We start from the raw sequence: 19157 nt of genomic DNA on the forward strand, positions 1-19157 counted from the left end.
GATTAAAATGAAACTTTTAATGATGCACCAAAGAATCTAACTGGAGGCGCAGTTCTAAATTCACCAAATTCACTTCCTAAATCATTTCCAAAATTAGAAACCTCCGGATCGATCGTTTTGTTCGTTTTAGCCAGCCAGGTGATTAAATTTCTTCCAAAAACAGAAACGCTTGCTCTTTGTGCTCCTACTTTACCCACGATAGATTTAGGAAGGTTATAGCTCAATGTAGCTTCTCTTAATTTCAGGAAAGATCTGTCTAAAATACGGTTGGCATAAGCATCAGCCTTGTTTGATGTGGTGTAATAAAAATCATCTGTATTGGCTTCTGTTATTGGCGCTGTATTTTCTACAAATGTACCATCTGCTAATTTCTGAACCGAATTAGGAACAATAAAAGGACGACGGTCATTATAAGTTGTTTTTGCATCAGCACCTACGAAGTTCAATAGATCGGCCGTACCAGAATAGAACACCCCACCTTTATGCCAGTCTAAGGTAAATGAAAGTGAAAAGTCTTTGTAACGGAACTGATTATTTAATCCCATTACGAAATCCGGAAGTGTAGTGCCAAAGCTTACATTATCAGAAGAATATACAGGATAGCCATTTTTATCTACAATTACCTGTCCGCTTGGGCTATAAGTACGTGAGGGTGCTTCAATTACACCAAGTGGTTGACCAACGCGCGCTACAAACTGAGCATCATAAGCTGAATTTAATACTACCTTATCCAATCCGGCAGGCAATTCGGTTACTTTACTTTTTTCTTTAGTGAAGGTGTAATTTAAAGTCCAGTCGATATCGGTTGTTTTAATTGGTTTGATATTTACGGCCAGCTCGATACCCTTGTTACGTACAGAACCAAAGTTGACGATGTAAGAAGAATAACCTGTTGCCGGATCAATAGGCAATGGGATAATCTGATCTTTTCTTAATTTATTATAAAAAGTTGCATCGATACCGATACGGTCTTTCAAGAACCTGATCTCTGCACCTAACTCAACCTCTTGCACGCGCTCAGGTTTAAAGTTATTGCTATTTAACTGGTTAGAAATCGAATAACCTGCCACACCGAAAATAGGGAAGGTCAAGGTTCCAAAACCTAATGAAGATGATGTTCTGCTAGCGGTATTAAATACACGGTAAGGATCGGTATCACTACCTGTTTCACCATAACTCGCTCTTAATTTTAAAAAACTGATTGGTGTTTTAGTTAAATCGATTGCCTGAGAAGCAATGAAAGCTAAACTGGAAGCAGGGTAGAAGTAATTGTTATTGCTCTGAGGAAGTGTTGATGACCAGTCGTTTCTCCCTGTTAAAGTTAAATACAAATATTTGTTATAACCTAAGGTTGCAGAGGCATAAGCACCAAATAAACGACGATGAGATTCTGTATTGGTTGATGTTGGTTTATTTGCAGAGTTATTGATCTGATAAAAACCTGGTATCGCTAAATCTTCAATACGCGTGTTTAATATTCTTGAACCACGATCATTATAGTTTACCCCGATTAAACCATCTAAATCGAAGTGACTATTTAATTCCTTATTAAATAAGGCATTTAATTTTGTATCGTACTCAAAAGTTTTTACAGATCCTTCAATTACGTCACCGGCATCTTTTGCTCTCGAAGAACCTTCGATGTTACCACCTGCATTATAGCTACCTGGGCTTGGTGCATTTTTATTATGCCAGATTTTGCTAATGGCGTTATCAACATCAGCACCTTGCTGGAATTGAAAACTTAACCAATCTGTTGCTTTGTAATGTAAATTAATGTTACCATAAACGCGGTCGCTTTTATACCTACTTCCATTTTCGTAAAGGGCATAATAAGGATTTTCTGCATATGGAGTAAAATAATTGTCTACATTAAAAAATTTGTTCTTATAATCCCGAAAGTCTTTAATTGGAATATCTCCAGGGATCTGTAGTATTTCTTCATAAAATGAAGAGCCGATACCTGAATCACCACCACCTTGATTGATAAATTTTGTGGTTTTACCAACATAATTTAAAGAGGCATCAGCAGTAAAATTCCCGTACTTGGTTGATCCCTTTAAGGTAAAGTTATTTCTTTTATAAGAATCGTTGTCAGATGGAAGATAACCGTCGCTATAAATATTACCATAAGAAAAATATGCCGTACTGTTCTCATTTCCTCCACTTAAGGCAATATTGTTGTTCAACTCAATACCTGTAGTTAATGCATCCCTCACATTGTTTTTGATGAAAGAGTAAGGTTTTAATAACTGAGAGTTATCCACTACGGCACCCCAGGTCCTTAACTGTCCATCAAACTTCGGACCCCAGTTACCATTTTCAGAAGGAATGTAAGTACCGTCCCAACCTTGCCCAAACTGATCCTGAGGTTTGTAAATTGAAGCAACATTTGTTAAGGTTGTGGATGTAGAAAGATCTACTTTCAATTTACCAGCAGCTCCTTTTTTAGTAGTTACAATTAAAACACCATTCGATCCGCGAGAACCATATAATGCTGTTGCCGCAGATCCCTTTAAAATACTGATGCTTTCGATGTTGTTCGGATCAATGTCGTTTGCATTGTTACCAAAGTCATAATTGTCACTCGAACCTGCAGTTGAGTTATCTAAAGGCACACCATCCACAACATACAAGGGTTGGTTACTACCGGTTATTGAAGAATAACCTCTTAAAATAACCTTGGTTGACCCTCCAGGGGCACCAGAAGTATTAGAAATGTTTACCCCTGCAACCTTACCCTGCAAACCACCAAACAAACTTGCTGGTGCAGAAGCATTTACTTCGGCTGATTTAAAAGTACTTTGAGAATAGCCTAAAGTTTTGGTAGCTTTATTAACGCCTAACGCCGTTACTACAACCTCGCCTAAGGCTTTAGAATCAGTAGAAAGAACGGCATTAATCACACTCGAGCTTCCGATTGGGAGCGTTTTAGTTGCAAATCCAATTGAGGAGAACTCTATTGTTTTGGCATTTGATGACGCTTTGATGGAGAACTTTCCATTCGCATCAGTAGAGGTACCTCCAGCGGTACCCTGAATTTTTACGCTTACTCCAGGAATTGGTAGCTTGTCTTCTAAAGACGTAACTGTTCCTGTGATTGTTCGATCCTGTGCCATTGCGCTCATCGCGAAACACAGGACAACGAACAAACTCTGTAGAAGTTTTTTCATAATAGAAATAGGTTAGTTAATGTGTAAAATAATGCTCTAAATTAGAGTTAGTTAATTCCTCAAGCAAATTATTTTTAACATTTTTTAACTTTTGGCTTCCAAAATGCCCATTAAGGCCTATTTCGCAATCGTAACTTTTTTGCTAATTAAAATTTCAACTAAAAAACTAGTAAATACTGCTGTTTTTAAGCATGCTATCAATACACATAAATATATTTCTGAATAATGTTTTTACTCTTCCAAAAGTTTCTAAAAGCGTTAAACCCATATTCCAGCCCTAAGAAAAGCTCATAAATTTTACTATCGGTTTTTAAGTTGTGACACGTTTTACCGAATTAACAAGAAAATGGATGCCTAGAATCAAGATTGATCTTTATTTGTTGCGCAGGAATAGTCGTTTAAAGATCATCTTTAATTCTGCATACATTAAATACAAATGGAATTACAAGGATTTATAAAATGTTGTCCAAAGCCGAAACCGGCTTATCTAAAGTTTTCTTCATCAAATCCTTCTATAAAAGAGGCTGTCCGAAAAGATCGGACAGCCTCTTAGTGTCTTATAAATAAATTAAGGAACGCTTCTAAAACTAGAATGTAATATAACAGAACCGTTTATAGTGGTTTTTTGTTATCAAATTTTTATTCCTTTTTTAAAACTTATCCCAAAACAATTTTGTGGTTACAACATCTCCACCAATTGCACCGGAAGCCTGACTGTAATTACTACCGTTTAACTGCTGTTCATTGCTTGGATAACTAAGCCTGTTAGGAAAACCAGATTTAGCGCCTACCGGTGCCGTAATTTTTGGAAAATCCAATCTTCTTAACTCTGTCCAGCAATTAAAAGGCCTGTTATAAAGCGCGATCCATTTTTGGACACCTATTTTTTCTCTCCAGGTACCAGATGCCGTTGTATAGGAAACCTGTGGATTTGCCAGATAAGTGGATGCTTCTGTAGCAGTACCTCCCCAATATAAAATTGATGCCGTAATCGCATTATTGTAATGCGTTTCTGCACTACCGCTAACAGCATATCCTCTTTCAGCAGCTTCTGCTCTATTAAATTCCGTTTCCACATAATCCATCAGCAAGGTTTGCGCATCAGGAGCATAAACTTTAGGTCCTGGTTTAGAAACAGCAGATATCGTATTCACCTGCCCAACTATACCACCAACATAAGCGCCGTTTGCATTGGTACTAAAATACTGTGGTAAACGAGGGTCTGCCAGCGCTAACAATTTGTCTACCAAATCTTTTGCAGCCACATAATCACCACGCGCATTCGTAACAATATCGACATAAAGTGGGTTTTGGTTTGGTGCACCTGCCAGATATTTAAAAGCTGCATTATCCCCATCGGCAGAAATTGCACCTGCATCTGATGCTTCGACAGCAGTTTTGGCAATTGCATTCTCTGCATCTGCCAAAATTAAAGCTTGTTGCATCCGCAAAGAGTTACCAAATTTTATCCATTTTGAAATATCTCCTAGAAAAACAAGGTCCTCACTTTTAGAAAACCCTGCACTAGCTGTATTGAGCTGGGCTATGTCTGTATTTAACCTTTTCAATAGATCTAACGAAATCGTCTTCGCATCATCATATTTCGGAAAAAGATTTTGTTGATCTAACGCCTGGCTATACGGCACGTTGCCAAAAGTATTAACCAGTGTACTAAAGGCCAGCACTTGCATAATATCAATAATTGCCAGTTGATTTGATTTTATACCCGCGTTTAACGTTGTATTGGCCTTTATAATGGTTGATGATTGATTTAAATTTTGGAGTACTTCTCTATACATCGTAGTCCACCATGCCTGAGGAATATTTCTGGTACCGAAGTCGTACTGGGTTTCATCCTGATACGTTACCATTGCCCATTGACTCGTCGTGAATCTGAAAACATTGGTGTTCACACTTGCGCTCGTAATAACGTCGCTATAAGATTTGGTTGCGAATGAAAACAAAGTCGCAGCAGGAACCTCCGATGGCCTTTTGGTATCAATATTAAGTGATGTGATATTCTTTTTACAAGCCGTCAAAGAAACAAGCATTGCAAAAAATATGATTGATTTTTTCATTTTATTGTTGATTTAATTAGAATGATAGCTTTGCATTAATCCCTATTGTTCTGGTTGTTGGATATGCACCACTTTGTATCCCTTGCGCATTTCCCGAAGACAAATTCTCTTCTGGATCTGAATAAGGAAGATTTTTATGTATAATCCATAAATTTCTTCCGAAAACAGAAAGATCAATGCCTTTTATAGGGCCCCATTTTGAAATCATGGCTTTCGGAAAAGAATAGGTTAATGTAGCTTCTCTTAATTTTACATAACTCGCATCGTATGAAAATGCAGATTGCGGTAGAGTAGGAGAATTGGCATCTATCACGACACGCTTAGTATTAACTTTACCGTCTTCTGTTACGCCTTCTAAAATAACGCCTCCGCTATTTCCACTATTGGTTACCGGATTCCTTACCGGATTACCCAGATCATTTAAACCAACGGTATTTGGCAAAATACCAGTATAAGTAGCATAAAATTGGTCTAATGACCAAACATTACCCCCAGAACGGATGTCGATTAAGAATCCTAAGGATACATTTTTATATTTAAAGCTATTATAAATACCGCCAATCCAATTTGGGTTAATATTGCCGATAACATTCGTTGTACTTGTTGTTATTTTATAATATCCATCTGCACCAATAACTTTTTGTCCGTTTGCATTATAAACATAATCTTTGCCCTGAATGGTTCCATACGGCTGACCCAAAGTAGCATTAACACTTATACCCGCCTGAAAACTAGCTAATTGCAAATTTTTACTGTCATTATACAATTCTAAAACCTTACTGTCGTTTTTTGTCCAGTTGATGTTAATGTTCCAAGAAAAATCTTGTGTTTTGATCGGCGAACCATACAATGAAACTTCTACACCATTATTTCTTATTACGCCAGCATTAACATAGGTATTGGTAAATCCCGTTGCAGCAGAAACGGCAACTGGTATAATTTGGTTTTTTGTTTTTGTTAAATAATATGAAGCATCAAAACCAATACGATTATCCAGAAATGCCATCTCTAAACCAATCTCACTGCTTTCAGTCTTTTCGGGTTTTAGTGAAGGATTATTAGTAATAAAAGGATATGCAAATAAAATGCTTGATCCAAATAGATTTTGAGAGACATAAACATTTTTGGTCTTTCCCCAAGGCGCATCGTTTCCAACTGTAGCATAGTTGACACGTAGTTTTCCGGATGAGATCCAGTCTGCCTTATCTTTTAGTTGCTTAGAGAACAACCAGCTACCTGCTACAGAATAATAGTTATATGCATTTAAGCCTTCTGGGAGTGTAGAAGATTTATCTCTTCTGAAAGTACCTTCCAAGGTTAAAAATTCATTATAGGTCAAAGTAGCCCCACCAAAAAATCCGTCAACTTCTTTTGGCTGATAGTTTTCTACAGGAGCTGCTACGGCACCAACAGAATTAGAAATACTATAAAGTCCCGGCACAATGAGTCCACCATTTGTTGTGGAAAAAACACTGTTTAATAAACTCTTTCTGATATTACCTCCAAGCAATGCCTTCAAATTAAGGTTCTTCGTTAAATTTTTATCAAAGTTTGCGATAAGGTCAAAATTTGTTTCGTTGAACGACCGATCTGTTCGGGCATAAGAAGCTGCTCCCTGACTTCCTACGGCAACCCTTTCTTCTTGGAATTCACTATAATTATCTAATGAAACACGTCCGAGAATATTTAACCAGTCAGTTGCCTTATAATTTAAAGAAGCATTCCCAAAAATTCTGCTTCTTGTATCATTCTGATAATTCTGGTACCTTGTCCAATAATAATTATCAGTGTATTTAGCAACCAGGCCTTCAGGTGAGGAAGGGTCAGCCCAATTCCATGTAACATTCTGCTTATTTCTAAAGTAAGCATCTTTCTGAGCCATCATATCAACATTGGTTTGATACCATTGCCTAAAATTCTGGTTCACATTTAACCCACTATATCCTGATCCATATCTACCTAAACCCTCAACTTTTGAGTAATTCGCAAGTGCTGATGCGGTTAACCGATCGGTAATTTGATACGTAGAACCAAAATTTAATATATTTTTAATGATTTTACTATTCGGTAACGTTCCCCGGTCATCACTTCTGGTGTAGCCCAGCTTGATTGTCCCTTTATCGGATGCGCCATCTAACATAATATTATTGTTGTTAGAAATTGCTGTCTCATAAAATGTTGATGGATTATTTGCAGCAGCAACCCAAGGCGTTTTTTTCTTATAATTAGGAGAGTATGGGTCAAAGGCATCCCATTGATACACCAGTAGGTTTGGATCAAATTTAGCCCCATAAGATGCATCTTCAGAAGTGGGAACAACCCTTTCCTTAACACCATTACCCTGAACATCAATTAATAAGAAACCATCTCCGCTTTCATATCCACTTGAATATCCGGCACCATACTCCGTTTGGTACTCCGGAAAAGTTGATTTGTCAATGGTTCCCACGGTTAAACCACTATTAATTGTAATTCCCATGCCTTTACTCTTTCTGCTTTTTGTGGTAATCATAATTACACCATTAGCTCCTCTGGATCCATAAAGCGCACTCGCTGCAGCTCCCTTAAGCACGTTAACCGATTCAATATCGTCGGGATTGATATCTGCTGCCGCATTTCCATAATCATAACCACCCCTCCCTCCTTGCTGGTTAGCAGAATTATTGTTTGAATTATCGACAGGAACGCCATCAACGACAAATAATGCCTGATTATTCCCTGTTAAAGATTTATTACCTCTGATTACAACATTGGTTGATCCACCAATTGCATTGCCTTGAATAATCTGCAAACCAGATACTTTACCTGATAAGGCAGACGCCGCATTCGATGATCTAGTTAGCGTAAGTTCTTCTCCCTTTACCTGCTGCGCCGCATAAGACAGGGTATTTTTCTTCCTAACCTGGCCCAAAGCAGTTACCACAACTTCATCCAAAGCCTTAGCATCTGAAGATAATACAGCATTAATTACATCTGAACTTCCAATGGGCTTGGATTGAGTGGCAAAGCCGATAGAGGAGAATACAATAACTTTAGCGTCCGGTGAGACTTTAATGGAGAATTTTCCGGTAGCATTAGTTGAGGTGCCTCCCGTGGCTCCCTGAATTTTTACGCTTACGCCAGGGATTGGCAGTTTGTCTTCTGAAGACGTAACTGTTCCGGTGATAGTTCGCTCCTGTGCCATTGCCGATAGGGCAAAAAACATCCAGATGAACAAACTCGGTAGAAGTTTTTTCATAATTAAGAAGTAGTTTAGTTAATAATTCGCCTAATGTAAGTTTTGAAACTCAGGTTAAAAAACTTTTTTTGATAAATTTTTACCAAAAAACAACAAAACAGATCAAGAAATCAATAAAAAGACTAACAAGAACTACAAATTTTAAATAATTATGAACTATAAATCATGAAATAAAAATATTTACAACAAAAAAAATAAAAAAACCACATTATTTTAAATATAAAATAAAAATAAACTATAAAAACACCACAATAACTTGAAATTAAAGCCTAATAAATTCAAATTTCAACTTAAAAAAGGAGATTTTATTTACTATAAGCAAATAATCGAAAGGTGAAACAGAAATTTACAAGAAAAACAAACTAAAAAATTTAAAATTTAGATATTCACATCTAATAATCGACGTATTGTAAAGTTTATTTAACAAAGTAGGCCATGAACACGCCTTGGCAACTTTATTCCTGTATTGATTAATAATCTGTTGTGAAGATTTTTATGAAGGTTTTTATTTCACTATCCTTCACCGCATTTAGCGCAGCGGATAGATACATAGAAACAGAGCCTAAAGCTTACCCAATGAAGGTAATTCATTTCAGTACCTATTTTTATAGAAAATGCAAACCACGAGGCAGTATAGGGCACTTTAAACATCTTTTGTACTTATAAAGGATCCGATAACCATCGGATCAGCATGGCCATTAAACCTCATTAGATGCTTAAAATTAAAAAGTTACATTCTAAATGTAATCGAAATCAGGCCATTAACAAAAAAGGTTTATTTATTTCTATAGTTTATAATGAAGAAATGAAGACTCAAAAGTCACTTTAGACAATGAATGCACTAATATCCACAAAAAATTATATTAGAAAACAATGTTTTTCCACCCTCCCAGAAGTTTCGAAAAAGCGGATCGTTAGCCAAATAAACTACCTGGCCACGCCCAAAATCCTGTACTCCAATTAAAAGCCCTGCTTTAAGCTCTTCCTTTGCTTTTTTGCCCACTACACCGGCCATTAAACTTTTTTCGTTGATTAAACCCACATTCCAGCCTTTAATAAAAGGCTCATAGATTTTACGATCGGTTTTTAAGCTATAATAGGTTTTACCGAGCCCATAAGAAAACGGGTGACTGGAATCAAGATCGATCTTATAGATAGCACCAGGAATAGTCGTTTCAAAATCATCCTTATCTTTGTTCTTAAAAAGAAGTTTACTTGCATCTGTTTTTTCATCTTTTTTTACTGCAGCTTCCTTCTTTTTAATATCGAAGCCTTTTTTATCTAGCACACCTTCAATGGCATCTTCCATCAAAATCAGTTTGCCTCCTTTATTTAACCAGGCTGTTAAACCATCGCCAATAAAAGCGCTGTAACTTCCATCTGGCAAAATCAATGTATTTACCTTATTAACGTCAAGGTTATTCAAATCTTTGGCATTAATAATAATAGGCGAAAGATTGAGGTCATGCTCAAGAAAAAACCAGGCTTCGCCAAAAGCCAGAGAAGAAACTTCCATACCTGATACAATGGCGATTTTCGGCTGTTTTAACAATGGATAAACATTAGATCCAAAATCCTTACCTTTCTCTACAAAACCACTGCTTACCGCCTGAATAGGTTTATCCAACATTTTAGCAATAAAGGCTATTTTATCTTTCATACCCCTTATTATTTTTTCATTTTCTGCTCTCAGTACAATTAGGGTTCCGGCAGGGTAATCTTTGCCATTTACCGAAAATGGCTGATCGGCCTGCCTCACCTTCACATTTTCTTTTTGCAATGCTGTTAAAACCTGAACATCTTCACTTGTTCCCCAGCTAAATAGCCAGGCAAGAGGCTTCTCCACTTCCGTATTAATGATCTTAGCTTCCTCAATAGCTGCGAATTTTCCTTTTATACTTTCTTTACTGGCATACCCCTTTAATCCGTACACATAGGGCAGGGCCCAGGCCGTAATATCGTAAGTGTTAGAGTCGGTTACAAAGGTTTGTGGTTCCAATAAAACATTAGCCAAAACCGCTCTTGGCTGCTGCATATTTACAATTAAATCATTCCGGGCAATGCTAAAATTTTCTTCCTTTTGGGTATCATAATCATAACCTCTTCCAGTTTTATCGCCTCCAAAGGCAAATTCGATCTTATTTTTAGTTAACAGTTCGGCCAGTTTTTTTAAGCGTGATAAATTGGTCGCTTTTATAATATAACTTTTATAAATACCCGGGCTATTGGCCAATTCCTGTTGGAAATATTTTTTATACTCTTCTAATAACTTCTGGTGGTTTAAGGAAGTTACTTCGAGGGTAGACATGCCTGTGGTAAAATGGTGTGCAATACGGTCTTTTAAAGTTAAGGTATCACCATCATTGGTTACCACTGATAATCCGGCCCTGATACCGCCCTGCTCATAAGTCATACCAATTGATCCATTGTATAAAGGATAAGTATCTCCGTAAGAGGGATAAAGCAGATCGAAACGTTCTTTGGTAAAATATTGCCAGCCTTCAGCGTCGAAGTACTTGGCATTGTTTTTACCTACAACCACCTGAAAACCCTTTTGCCAAGATGTAATGTTCTGGTGAACCGGTTCTGCTGCCGGCGCAAAATAGTATGGTTCATTATAGCTTTGTTCATGAAAATCGACATGTACCTGTGGCATCCATTGGTTATACAAGGCCAAACGCTGCCGACTTTCAATCTGGGTTTGCCAGGCCCAGTCGCGGTTTAAATCGAAATAATAATGGTTTGGTCTGCCGCCCGGCCAAGGCTCAATATGCTCCCTGGATGAGGGATCTGAATTTGGCGTTTTCCCTACTACACTGTTAAAATAATTTACGTAACGATCTCTTCCATCGGGGTTTAAGCAGGGATCAATGACCACAACGGTATTTTTTAACCACTCGGCAGCAGGCTTATTATCTCCCGAAACTAAAGTGTAAAGCATCTTCATGGCGGTTTCAGTAGAGTTAGCCTCATTACCATGTACATTATAGCTTAACCAAAGTATAGCAGGCTGATTGCTTAGATCGATAGTGTTATTGGTACCGGTTGCCAGAATTAAATTGTTGGTCCTGACCTGTTCCAGTTTGCTTATATTTTCTGGTGAAGAAACAACTGCCACCATTAACGGCCTGCCTTCATTGGTTTTACCATATTCGATCAGCTTCATGTTTTTAGCTGAAGCCGCAGCAGTTTGCCTAAAATAATCAGCTACTTTATGGTGAGGTGTAAAGTGCGAACCTAATTCATAACCTAAAAATTCATCAGGAGATTTTATTTGTGCATGTGAAGCAAGTGCTCCAATAAAAAACAGATAGAACGCTAGGATTTTTTTCATTTGACTTTGGTTTGCTTAGGTTACAAATCTATTCTACGATAGCCAAACTGAGTGGTTTAAGTGCAAATTTGGCTTCTTCGAAAAAATAATTTTATCTAATGTACTAATTTTGCTTTTTGTTACTGCAAAAGCTTAAAAGTGAGTAAATAAAAATGCTTCCAAACTTAAAAAAGTGAAGAAGCATTAAATGTAGAGAAGAAATAATATTAAATCAAGTAGTTATTGTGAGCAAAGCGTGTAACCTAGAACTGCGCCACTTAATACTTGAAATATTCTAACTCCCGATTCATTTATTGATGAATTTATAACATATAAAAATTTGTAATCACCATCTCCAGCTCTAGTGTCGCCAGTTGAAGATAAATAAGCTGGGATGTAGCCATTATTATTATTAAGATCAAAATCCTCTCGCAACCAAATAAATGAAGATACTTCCCCAGAGGTATCACATGCGCCATTTGGGCGAAGTGTTACACGATATCTTTTTCTAACTTCAGTACATGTACCATTATTATTTGCAAAATTTTGACCATTTGCATTTGCATCATTTAATGCAAGCTGATCAGCTGCAGACTGAGAACTTGCACTATAAGTACCTGCTGCTACAGTATATGTTACGATAGAACCTGCATACCCTGTCCCACAATTTCTGGTATAACTTGTTGATAATTGAGCATTATAATATGCTGTATTACATTGACCATTAGCATTAGCATAAGCCTGACCATTTGCATTAACAGCATTTATTGCCAATTGATCTGCAGCTGATTGAGAACTTGCACTATAAGTACCTGCTGCTACAGTATATGTTACGATAGAACCTATTTTTCCTGGACCACAATTGTTTTTTGTAAAAGATCCTGATTTTGCTACATTATAAACGGTGGTTTGTGCCGGTGTAGTCGGCTTAACGGTTATTGTAACTGACTTTTGAAAAGAATTTGAAGTGCCTTGTAAGTCATTAATTATTGTGCACTTAAAATACAAAGTAACAGTAATGGGTTGATCAATGCTGTTTGAAATTTTAAAAGTAAATTTACTTGGCGAACTACTGGTTTGACTATAAGCTTGGGTATAAGTTAAATCTGTCAAATCTAGATAAAGCCCATAGCCTGCAGCAGGAGAACTTGTAGAAGTAAAATTAGGCTGGTATGAAATAGTCCCAAAATGCATACTTGCAAATTCACCTGAACCAGTTAATGTTACAATACCGTTATTCTCAACGGTTTGAGGCGAAGGGGTAAGTGTTTGAGAGTAGCTCAAAAAGAAACATAACATAGCCGTTCCTATTAGAAAGAGTTTTTTCATTTTTATTTGTTAATTTAGTGTTGCCTAAGATAATATTTTTTATGTATTATTTCATGTCATTAAATTTTATACTAGCACCTAGCAAAAAATACCTGCTAATGTTGGAATACTTTACCGTTTGAATATATGATCCGGAAATATTATTATTAACATAATGATAAGAATTAAACACATCATATGCCTTTAACCAAATTGCAGCAGATTTTTTCAAAAAAGTTCTTCGTATTTCTGCATTCGTAGCAAAACTAAAATTCTTACTGATGCTATAGTTAAAATTCAGAAATGGATTTATGCTAAATTCAAATTTTAAATAATTTAATGAAATTTTATCCGTATAAATTATATTAATCTGATTGCCATTACTGTTTTGGTAGGTATATTTTGAATAGACGCTTGAAATAAAAGGAGAAATCGACAATATACTTTTTATAATATTTAAATTACTTGATAATGAATGACTTATACCATGATTTTTACTAACCTGCCTAACTTGATTTAGGCTTATTGGTTGTTCCTGATAATTTCCTAATAGTCGGTAAACTAAATTATTTCCATTAGTAAAGTTTTTTGAGAAAGAAATTGAAATATCAGCATTCGTAGCTTTCCCCAAATTTTCAACAATGGTTGTTTGTGTTTCTCCTGGTGATGCATTTATTGAGAATCCGATCTTAGATCGATATTGTTCAATATTTGCATTAAAAATTAAACTCATAGAATCTGTTTTTTTTAAGTCGTATGTAAACTCTAGACGATCTTGTAACTCTGCTTTTAATTTTGTGTTACCCTTTGAAAAGGAAATTATATCAAAAGAATTATTAGTCCCTGTTAATTGTAGAACGTTTGGATAATTTGTTTTTTTTAAATAATGAAATAACAGGTTTCTATCTTTAGTAATTTTATAGTCAAATACAAAGCTCGCGTCTAAATTCCAAAGCGCTTCTTTTCTACCTTCATCAAAGTCTCTAAAATTTAACAATCCATTAACAGAACTTTCTAAGCTAAACTCATTAAAACGATTAAAAACCTTTATACCAGGAGAGAAATATTGGTAGTTCAATGCGTTTCTTTTTTGGCTATTACTTAAAGAATCACTAAGCAGAATCTCTTGAAAATGTAGACTTTCATATTTATAATTCATTAGAAAACTAATGTATCCGCTTTCTGAAAAAGGTTCGATAAAATAGCTATTATTTGCAAATTGCTTTTTAACTGCTTCCCTTTGTCCATCTACAAAGTACTTTATAGTTAAATTATTTGAATAATTATCAACTATATTTTCCTCATTGAATCTGTATTTATTAGTACCGAAAATTAATTCGTTATTAAATGACCTCCCTCTTTTTTTCGAAAATAATTTTTGGTATGATAAATTGCTTAAAATAGTTTCATTAACAGAACCAGAAGCTTTGTATAGATTTGAAATATTTAGGCTATTGTTTGAATTTACAAAATAATTCAGCGAGTCTAATTTTTTGCTGTTTTCATAATCCAATGTTTGTGTAAATTTTAAAACATTTTGCGAGTCTATTTTGTAAATCATATTAACACTTGTCCCTTCAAATGAGAATGTCTTTATTTTGGAAGAATTAAATGTATTTGAAAATTGATTAAATTCTTCATCTTTCCGATAAGATTCTGATTTGAACTTTAATCGACTTATTTTGGGTTTTATGTAAACTGATAACTCAATTTTCCTATTGTAAAAGAGATTTCTGTAGCTTATTCTTGAACTGTAGTTTGATGTGTTATTACTGCTCGCAGAAAAACTAATTTTTGGTTCTGAAAAACTGTCACCTACATTTAAATTATTGGAATTTAGATTTAATGATATCTGTTCATCCTTTTTATAGGTATAAAGATCAACTGTCCCGATATACCTCTTCAAAGTACCTATCCCTAAACTCGCATTACCAAATTTTCCCTTGTTAAACTTTTCTTTAAATTTCAAGTTTACTTTAACAGCTGGGTTTAGTAAAGTCGTATTAGTCAGAGAGTCGATATCTGTCTCTATTACTTCTATATTATTAAGGATAAGTGCTGGCAGATTTTTATAAATTTCTGTATTATTTTTTCCAAAAAAATCACCTCCATTAACTAACAAATCAGTAACTGGCTTACCCTTATAGAATAACTTACCATTATTGTCTTTATAAAAGCCTATATTTTTCGAGAACAAATCATCAATCATTATATATCTCTCAAATTTTTTATCCGAGAAGTCAATATTTGTAGTATCTCGATACCTCTTTCTTTTTCTTATTAATACCTCATTTAGATTAATCCCCTCTGGTTTTAATCTAAATTCCCCTAACTCGTTTTTTATACTTAGGCTAGTTAATTCCAACTTCGAACTAAAAGCGTGATAATCCTTCATACTTACCTCAAGTAAATTCGAAACTAATAATAAATTGATAGGTATCTTAAATTTACCTAAACTGTCACTCACAAAATACCCTGTCTTTTTCTTATCAGAATATATTAAGATATTAGCGGTCTTAATCGGGTTACTCGTCACATCATCAATGACTATACCTGTGAGATACTTACCTTGGGAATAAGATCGAAAAAAAATGAGAGTTAAAAATATGACAACAATTAGTGCGCGCATCTTTTGATTTGAAACAAATATATTATTTAATACAAAACGAGACTCAATCTAATTTCTTAATTAATAAGCATAAATTTGTTGACCAACTCTTTCGATAAACATGATCACAACCGAAAAACTATACGATTACTACCTTAAAAACCCTGTTATTTCTACCGATACAAGAAACATTACACCCGGTTGTATCTTTTTTGCCTTAAAGGGTGATCTATTTAATGCCAACGCATTTGCTACCCAGGCCATAGAAAAAGGGGCAGCATTTGCCGTAATTGATGAAGAAAAATATGCACAAGACGATAAATTTTTATTGGTTGAAGATGTACTCAGTAGCTTACAGGATCTGGCCCGTAATCACCGGAAGCAACTCAACATCCCGGTAATCGGTTTAACGGGCAGTAACGGAAAAACCACGAGCAAAGAACTGGTAAATGCTGTTTTAACCGAACGGTATAAAACCTTTGCCACCTTTGGTAATTTAAACAATCATATCGGTGTTCCTCTATCTGTATTATCCATTACCGATGATGTTCAGGTTGCGGTAATTGAAATGGGTGCCAACCACCAAAAGGAAATAGAACTGCTTTGTACCATCGCACAGCCTACCCATGGCATCATTACCAATGTAGGCATGGCGCATTTAGATGGATTTGGTGGTTTTGAAGGTGTAAAAAAGGGTAAGGCCGAGCTTTACGCCTATTTAAAAGAAACTCATGGATACACTTTTATCAATAGGGACAATCCTAATTTACTTGAAATGAGTATGGCAGCAGGCTTAAATAAGCTCATTTATTATGGCACCGAAAATGGGAATACCATTAAAGGAGAACTAAAAAGCAGCGATCCTTTCATCGAAGTAAACTGGACCAATCATGAAGTTACATCATCAGTAAAAACCAATCTAACCGGAAGTTATAATTTTGAAAACATCCTGGCAGCAATCTGCATAGGAGACTTTTTCGACATGAGCCCTGAAGAGATCAACGCCGGTTTATCAAAATACAAGCCGAAAAACAATCGTTCGCAACTCACCAAAACTGAAAAAAATACGGTAATCTGCGATTTCTATAATGCCAATCCAAGCAGCATGGCTGCGGCTTTGAAAAACCTCTCCGTAATATCGGCTGATAAAAAGACAGCTATTTTGGGCGACATGTTTGAATTAGGCCCTGAATCACATGATCAACACGAATTGATAGTAAAACAGGCCAATGAAAGTGGTTTAGATCAAATCATTTTTATCGGGAAGGATTTCCATACATTTAAAGACAGTTTTAAAGGCATATTTTTCGAAACGCCTGCCGAAGCTGCTCAATACTTACAAGAAAACTTAGTTCAGGATCATTTAGTATTACTCAAAGGCTCGCGAGGAATGAAACTGGAAAGCCTGTTGCAATATTTGTAGGGTATGCATAGCCTAATGCGCTTTACTATTCTACCAACAACCCAACATCGCTTACTTCCAAAAGTGGATTATCGCGCATATTCTGCTCAATTTCAATCTCAAATTTGCCATTTCGCGGAAAATGATAGCTGGTTAACATTGGCAGGGTATAGCTAAATACATTTCCCGAACCGCTACCCAGCCATTCGCCATCATTTTTGGCCAATTTATATTGATAGCGTTTGGTTACCACTTTTTTACCATCTTTAAAATGAGCCAGGATAAAAATATTGGCATATTTATAATTGGCGGTATGTCTTAACTTAAAATAAATATTATAGCCTTTGGTGTTATCTTTAATGTCAAATGTTGTAGAAATGTGGTTACGGTAAGTCCACCTGCGGTCGGCAATTTCTATATTACTATCAACTACACTGTCAGTACAGCCTGCAAATAGCGTAACCATCCATAAAAAGGCAAGCAAAATGATTCGCCTTTTATTCAGCAGCAGGTTTATTTTCTGAGCCATTATTATTGTTTCGGCGATTATTGTTTTTCCTACGGTTATTTCTGTTCTTATTTTTGCTCTGCTCTGGCCTGGTACCTTCTACAGTAACATTTCCTTCGGCCTTAACTTCAGGTTTTGGTCCTTGCGGTTGCTTCGGTTTGTTATTTTGAGGCCTTGGTCCATTAACATGCTGTGGTTTTGCTACCGCCTGTTGAGGCTTTTGACCCGCATTTTGTTGTGGCTTTGCTCCGTTAGGCTGTTGTTTTCCGCTTTGTTGCGCTTTCTGTACACCTTGTTGAGGCTGCTGAGGCTTGTTATTAGGGCCGGCATTTTTCTCTCCTGCAGGAATTCTTTCTCTTTTATTCTGGTTATTATTTCGGTTATTTTTCTGGTTGCTGTTTCTGCTCTGGTTATTTTTACCGCGAGAACGTTCGTCAAGGCGGGTTAAACTATCCTGACCCACTACATTTTCGTAATCAAAAGATTTTTCGACTATAACCGGCGCGGCAATCTGAACGGCTTCTTCTTTTAAGTTAGGCGCTTTTTTACCTGCCTTATTCATCGCCATGATCTCTTTTACGCGTGCGGCTTTAACCGGGATCCAGTTTTCGTCACCCTGATAGCTAAACCACATGATTTTTTTGAAAATATCGGTTTTCTGGTGACGGGCATAACCAGCTTCAGTATCCAGGTTTTCAATTCTATCAGGAATATCTTTTAAAGCATCCAGATAAGTATCCAGCTCATAGTTTAGGCAGCATTTTAATTTACCGCACTGCCCCGCAAGCTTTAAAGTATTTAATGATAAATTTTGATATCGGGCCGCAGCCGTAGATACCGTTTTGAAATTGGTTAACCAGGTAGAGCAGCATAATTCGCGACCACAAGAACCGATTCCACCTAAACGGCCAGCTTCCTGACGCATTCCAATCTGGCGCATTTCAATCCGGATCCGGAAACTTTCTGCCATCTTTTTAATCAGCTCGCGAAAATCTACACGTCCATCAGCAGTATAAAAAAAAGTAGCTTTAGTTTTATCGGCCTGATAATCCACATCGCTGATTTTCATCTGCAGACGGAGATCAAGTGCCAGTTTACGCGCTTTATGCATGGTTTCCCATTCCATCCCTTTGGCGGCATTCCATTTCTCCACATCAGCTTCGGTAGCCTTACGGTATATTTTTTTGGTTACCTGATCAAGCGTGGTTTTGCGGCGTTTCATTTGGATCCGCACCAGCTCGCCCGTAAGCGAAACATGTCCTACATCAAAACCACCAGTTGGCCCTTCAACGGCAACAAGTTCTCCAATTTCGAGGTAAATGTTATCGTTATTGAGGAAAAACTCTTTACGAGAGCCTTTAAATTTGATTTCGGTAACCTGAAAAGGTTTATAATTAGAAGGCATATCTAAATTAGACAGCCAATCGTGAACTTCCATTGTTTGGCAACCACCGGTGCCGCATGAGCCATTACTTTTGCATCCATTAGGGGTGCAACCACCACCTGTTGAACAACTTCCACATCCCATA

The 19157-nt window shown here is 36.4% G+C and carries 9 protein-coding genes; 1 reads left to right on the forward strand and 8 read right to left on the reverse strand.

Translation table 11 applies throughout. The annotated features are described in order from the left end of the window. Window positions 1-2: 2 nt before the first annotated feature. The 6 genes from OQX63_RS08450 to OQX63_RS08475 form a co-directional block, all read right to left on the reverse strand. Window positions 3-3173, reverse strand: a complete 3171-nt coding sequence (locus tag OQX63_RS08450) for a SusC/RagA family TonB-linked outer membrane protein (RefSeq protein WP_265850448.1) — start codon at window positions 3171-3173, stop codon at window positions 3-5. 650 nt (window positions 3174-3823) lie between these two features. Next, window positions 3824-5251 (reverse strand): SusD/RagB family nutrient-binding outer membrane lipoprotein, encoded by a 1428-nt coding sequence (locus tag OQX63_RS08455; protein ID WP_265850450.1) that lies wholly within the window; start codon window positions 5249-5251, stop codon window positions 3824-3826. A 16-nt stretch (window positions 5252-5267) separates the two neighbouring features. Next, complete coding sequence (locus OQX63_RS08460) at window positions 5268-8489, reverse strand: SusC/RagA family TonB-linked outer membrane protein (protein ID WP_265850451.1); 3222 nt, start codon at window positions 8487-8489, stop codon at window positions 5268-5270. Between the two features lie 841 nt (window positions 8490-9330). Further along, on the reverse strand, window positions 9331-11823 hold the full coding sequence (locus OQX63_RS08465; protein WP_265850452.1) for a M14 family metallopeptidase: 2493 nt from the start codon (window positions 11821-11823) through the stop codon (window positions 9331-9333). A 219-nt stretch (window positions 11824-12042) separates the two neighbouring features. Beyond that, window positions 12043-13131, reverse strand: a complete 1089-nt coding sequence (locus OQX63_RS08470; RefSeq protein WP_265850453.1) for a DUF5977 domain-containing protein — start codon at window positions 13129-13131, stop codon at window positions 12043-12045. A 46-nt stretch (window positions 13132-13177) separates the two neighbouring features. Next, window positions 13178-15739 carry an outer membrane beta-barrel protein gene (locus OQX63_RS08475; protein ID WP_265850454.1) on the reverse strand — a complete coding sequence of 854 codons (2562 nt, stop codon included), beginning with the start codon at window positions 15737-15739 and terminating at the stop codon, window positions 13178-13180. Window positions 15740-15839: 100 nt separating this feature from the next. On the opposite strand from OQX63_RS08475, the gene OQX63_RS08480 reads away from it, so the two are divergent. Beyond that, on the forward strand, window positions 15840-17141 hold the full coding sequence (locus tag OQX63_RS08480) for a UDP-N-acetylmuramoyl-tripeptide--D-alanyl-D-alanine ligase (RefSeq protein ID WP_265850455.1): 1302 nt from the start codon (window positions 15840-15842) through the stop codon (window positions 17139-17141). Between the two features lie 25 nt (window positions 17142-17166). On the opposite strand, the gene OQX63_RS08485 is transcribed toward OQX63_RS08480, so the two are convergent. Further along, the gene (locus OQX63_RS08485; RefSeq protein ID WP_265850456.1) at window positions 17167-17649 is read right to left on the reverse strand and encodes a gliding motility lipoprotein GldH; all 483 of its coding nucleotides are present in this window, start codon (window positions 17647-17649) and stop codon (window positions 17167-17169) included. Next, on the reverse strand, window positions 17618-19156 hold the full coding sequence (ricT, locus tag OQX63_RS08490; protein WP_265850457.1) for a PSP1 domain-containing protein: 1539 nt from the start codon (window positions 19154-19156) through the stop codon (window positions 17618-17620). The genes OQX63_RS08485 and ricT overlap by 32 nt, the downstream gene beginning before the upstream one ends. Between the last annotated feature and the right edge of the window lies 1 nt (window position 19157).

Origin of the sequence: Pedobacter sp. PF22-3 (genome assembly GCF_026239555.1) — a bacterium.
Taxonomy (GTDB): domain Bacteria; phylum Bacteroidota; class Bacteroidia; order Sphingobacteriales; family Sphingobacteriaceae; genus Pedobacter.

Excerpts from the sequence above, each read along its gene's own strand:
- ricT (WP_265850457.1), bottom strand. The coding sequence starts at position 19,156 with ATGGGATGTGGAAGTTGTTCAACAGGTGGTGGTTGCACCCCTAATGGA.
- OQX63_RS08460 (WP_265850451.1), bottom strand. The coding sequence starts at position 8,489 with ATGAAAAAACTTCTACCGAGTTTGTTCATCTGGATGTTTTTTGCCCTA.
- OQX63_RS08470 (WP_265850453.1), bottom strand. The coding sequence starts at position 13,131 with ATGAAAAAACTCTTTCTAATAGGAACGGCTATGTTATGTTTCTTTTTG.
- OQX63_RS08465 (WP_265850452.1), bottom strand. The coding sequence starts at position 11,823 with ATGAAAAAAATCCTAGCGTTCTATCTGTTTTTTATTGGAGCACTTGCT.
- OQX63_RS08475 (WP_265850454.1), bottom strand. The coding sequence starts at position 15,739 with ATGCGCGCACTAATTGTTGTCATATTTTTAACTCTCATTTTTTTTCGA.
- OQX63_RS08485 (WP_265850456.1), bottom strand. The coding sequence starts at position 17,649 with ATGGCTCAGAAAATAAACCTGCTGCTGAATAAAAGGCGAATCATTTTG.
- OQX63_RS08480 (WP_265850455.1), top strand. The coding sequence starts at position 15,840 with ATGATCACAACCGAAAAACTATACGATTACTACCTTAAAAACCCTGTT.
- OQX63_RS08450 (WP_265850448.1), bottom strand. The coding sequence starts at position 3,173 with ATGAAAAAACTTCTACAGAGTTTGTTCGTTGTCCTGTGTTTCGCGATG.
- OQX63_RS08455 (WP_265850450.1), bottom strand. The coding sequence starts at position 5,251 with ATGAAAAAATCAATCATATTTTTTGCAATGCTTGTTTCTTTGACGGCT.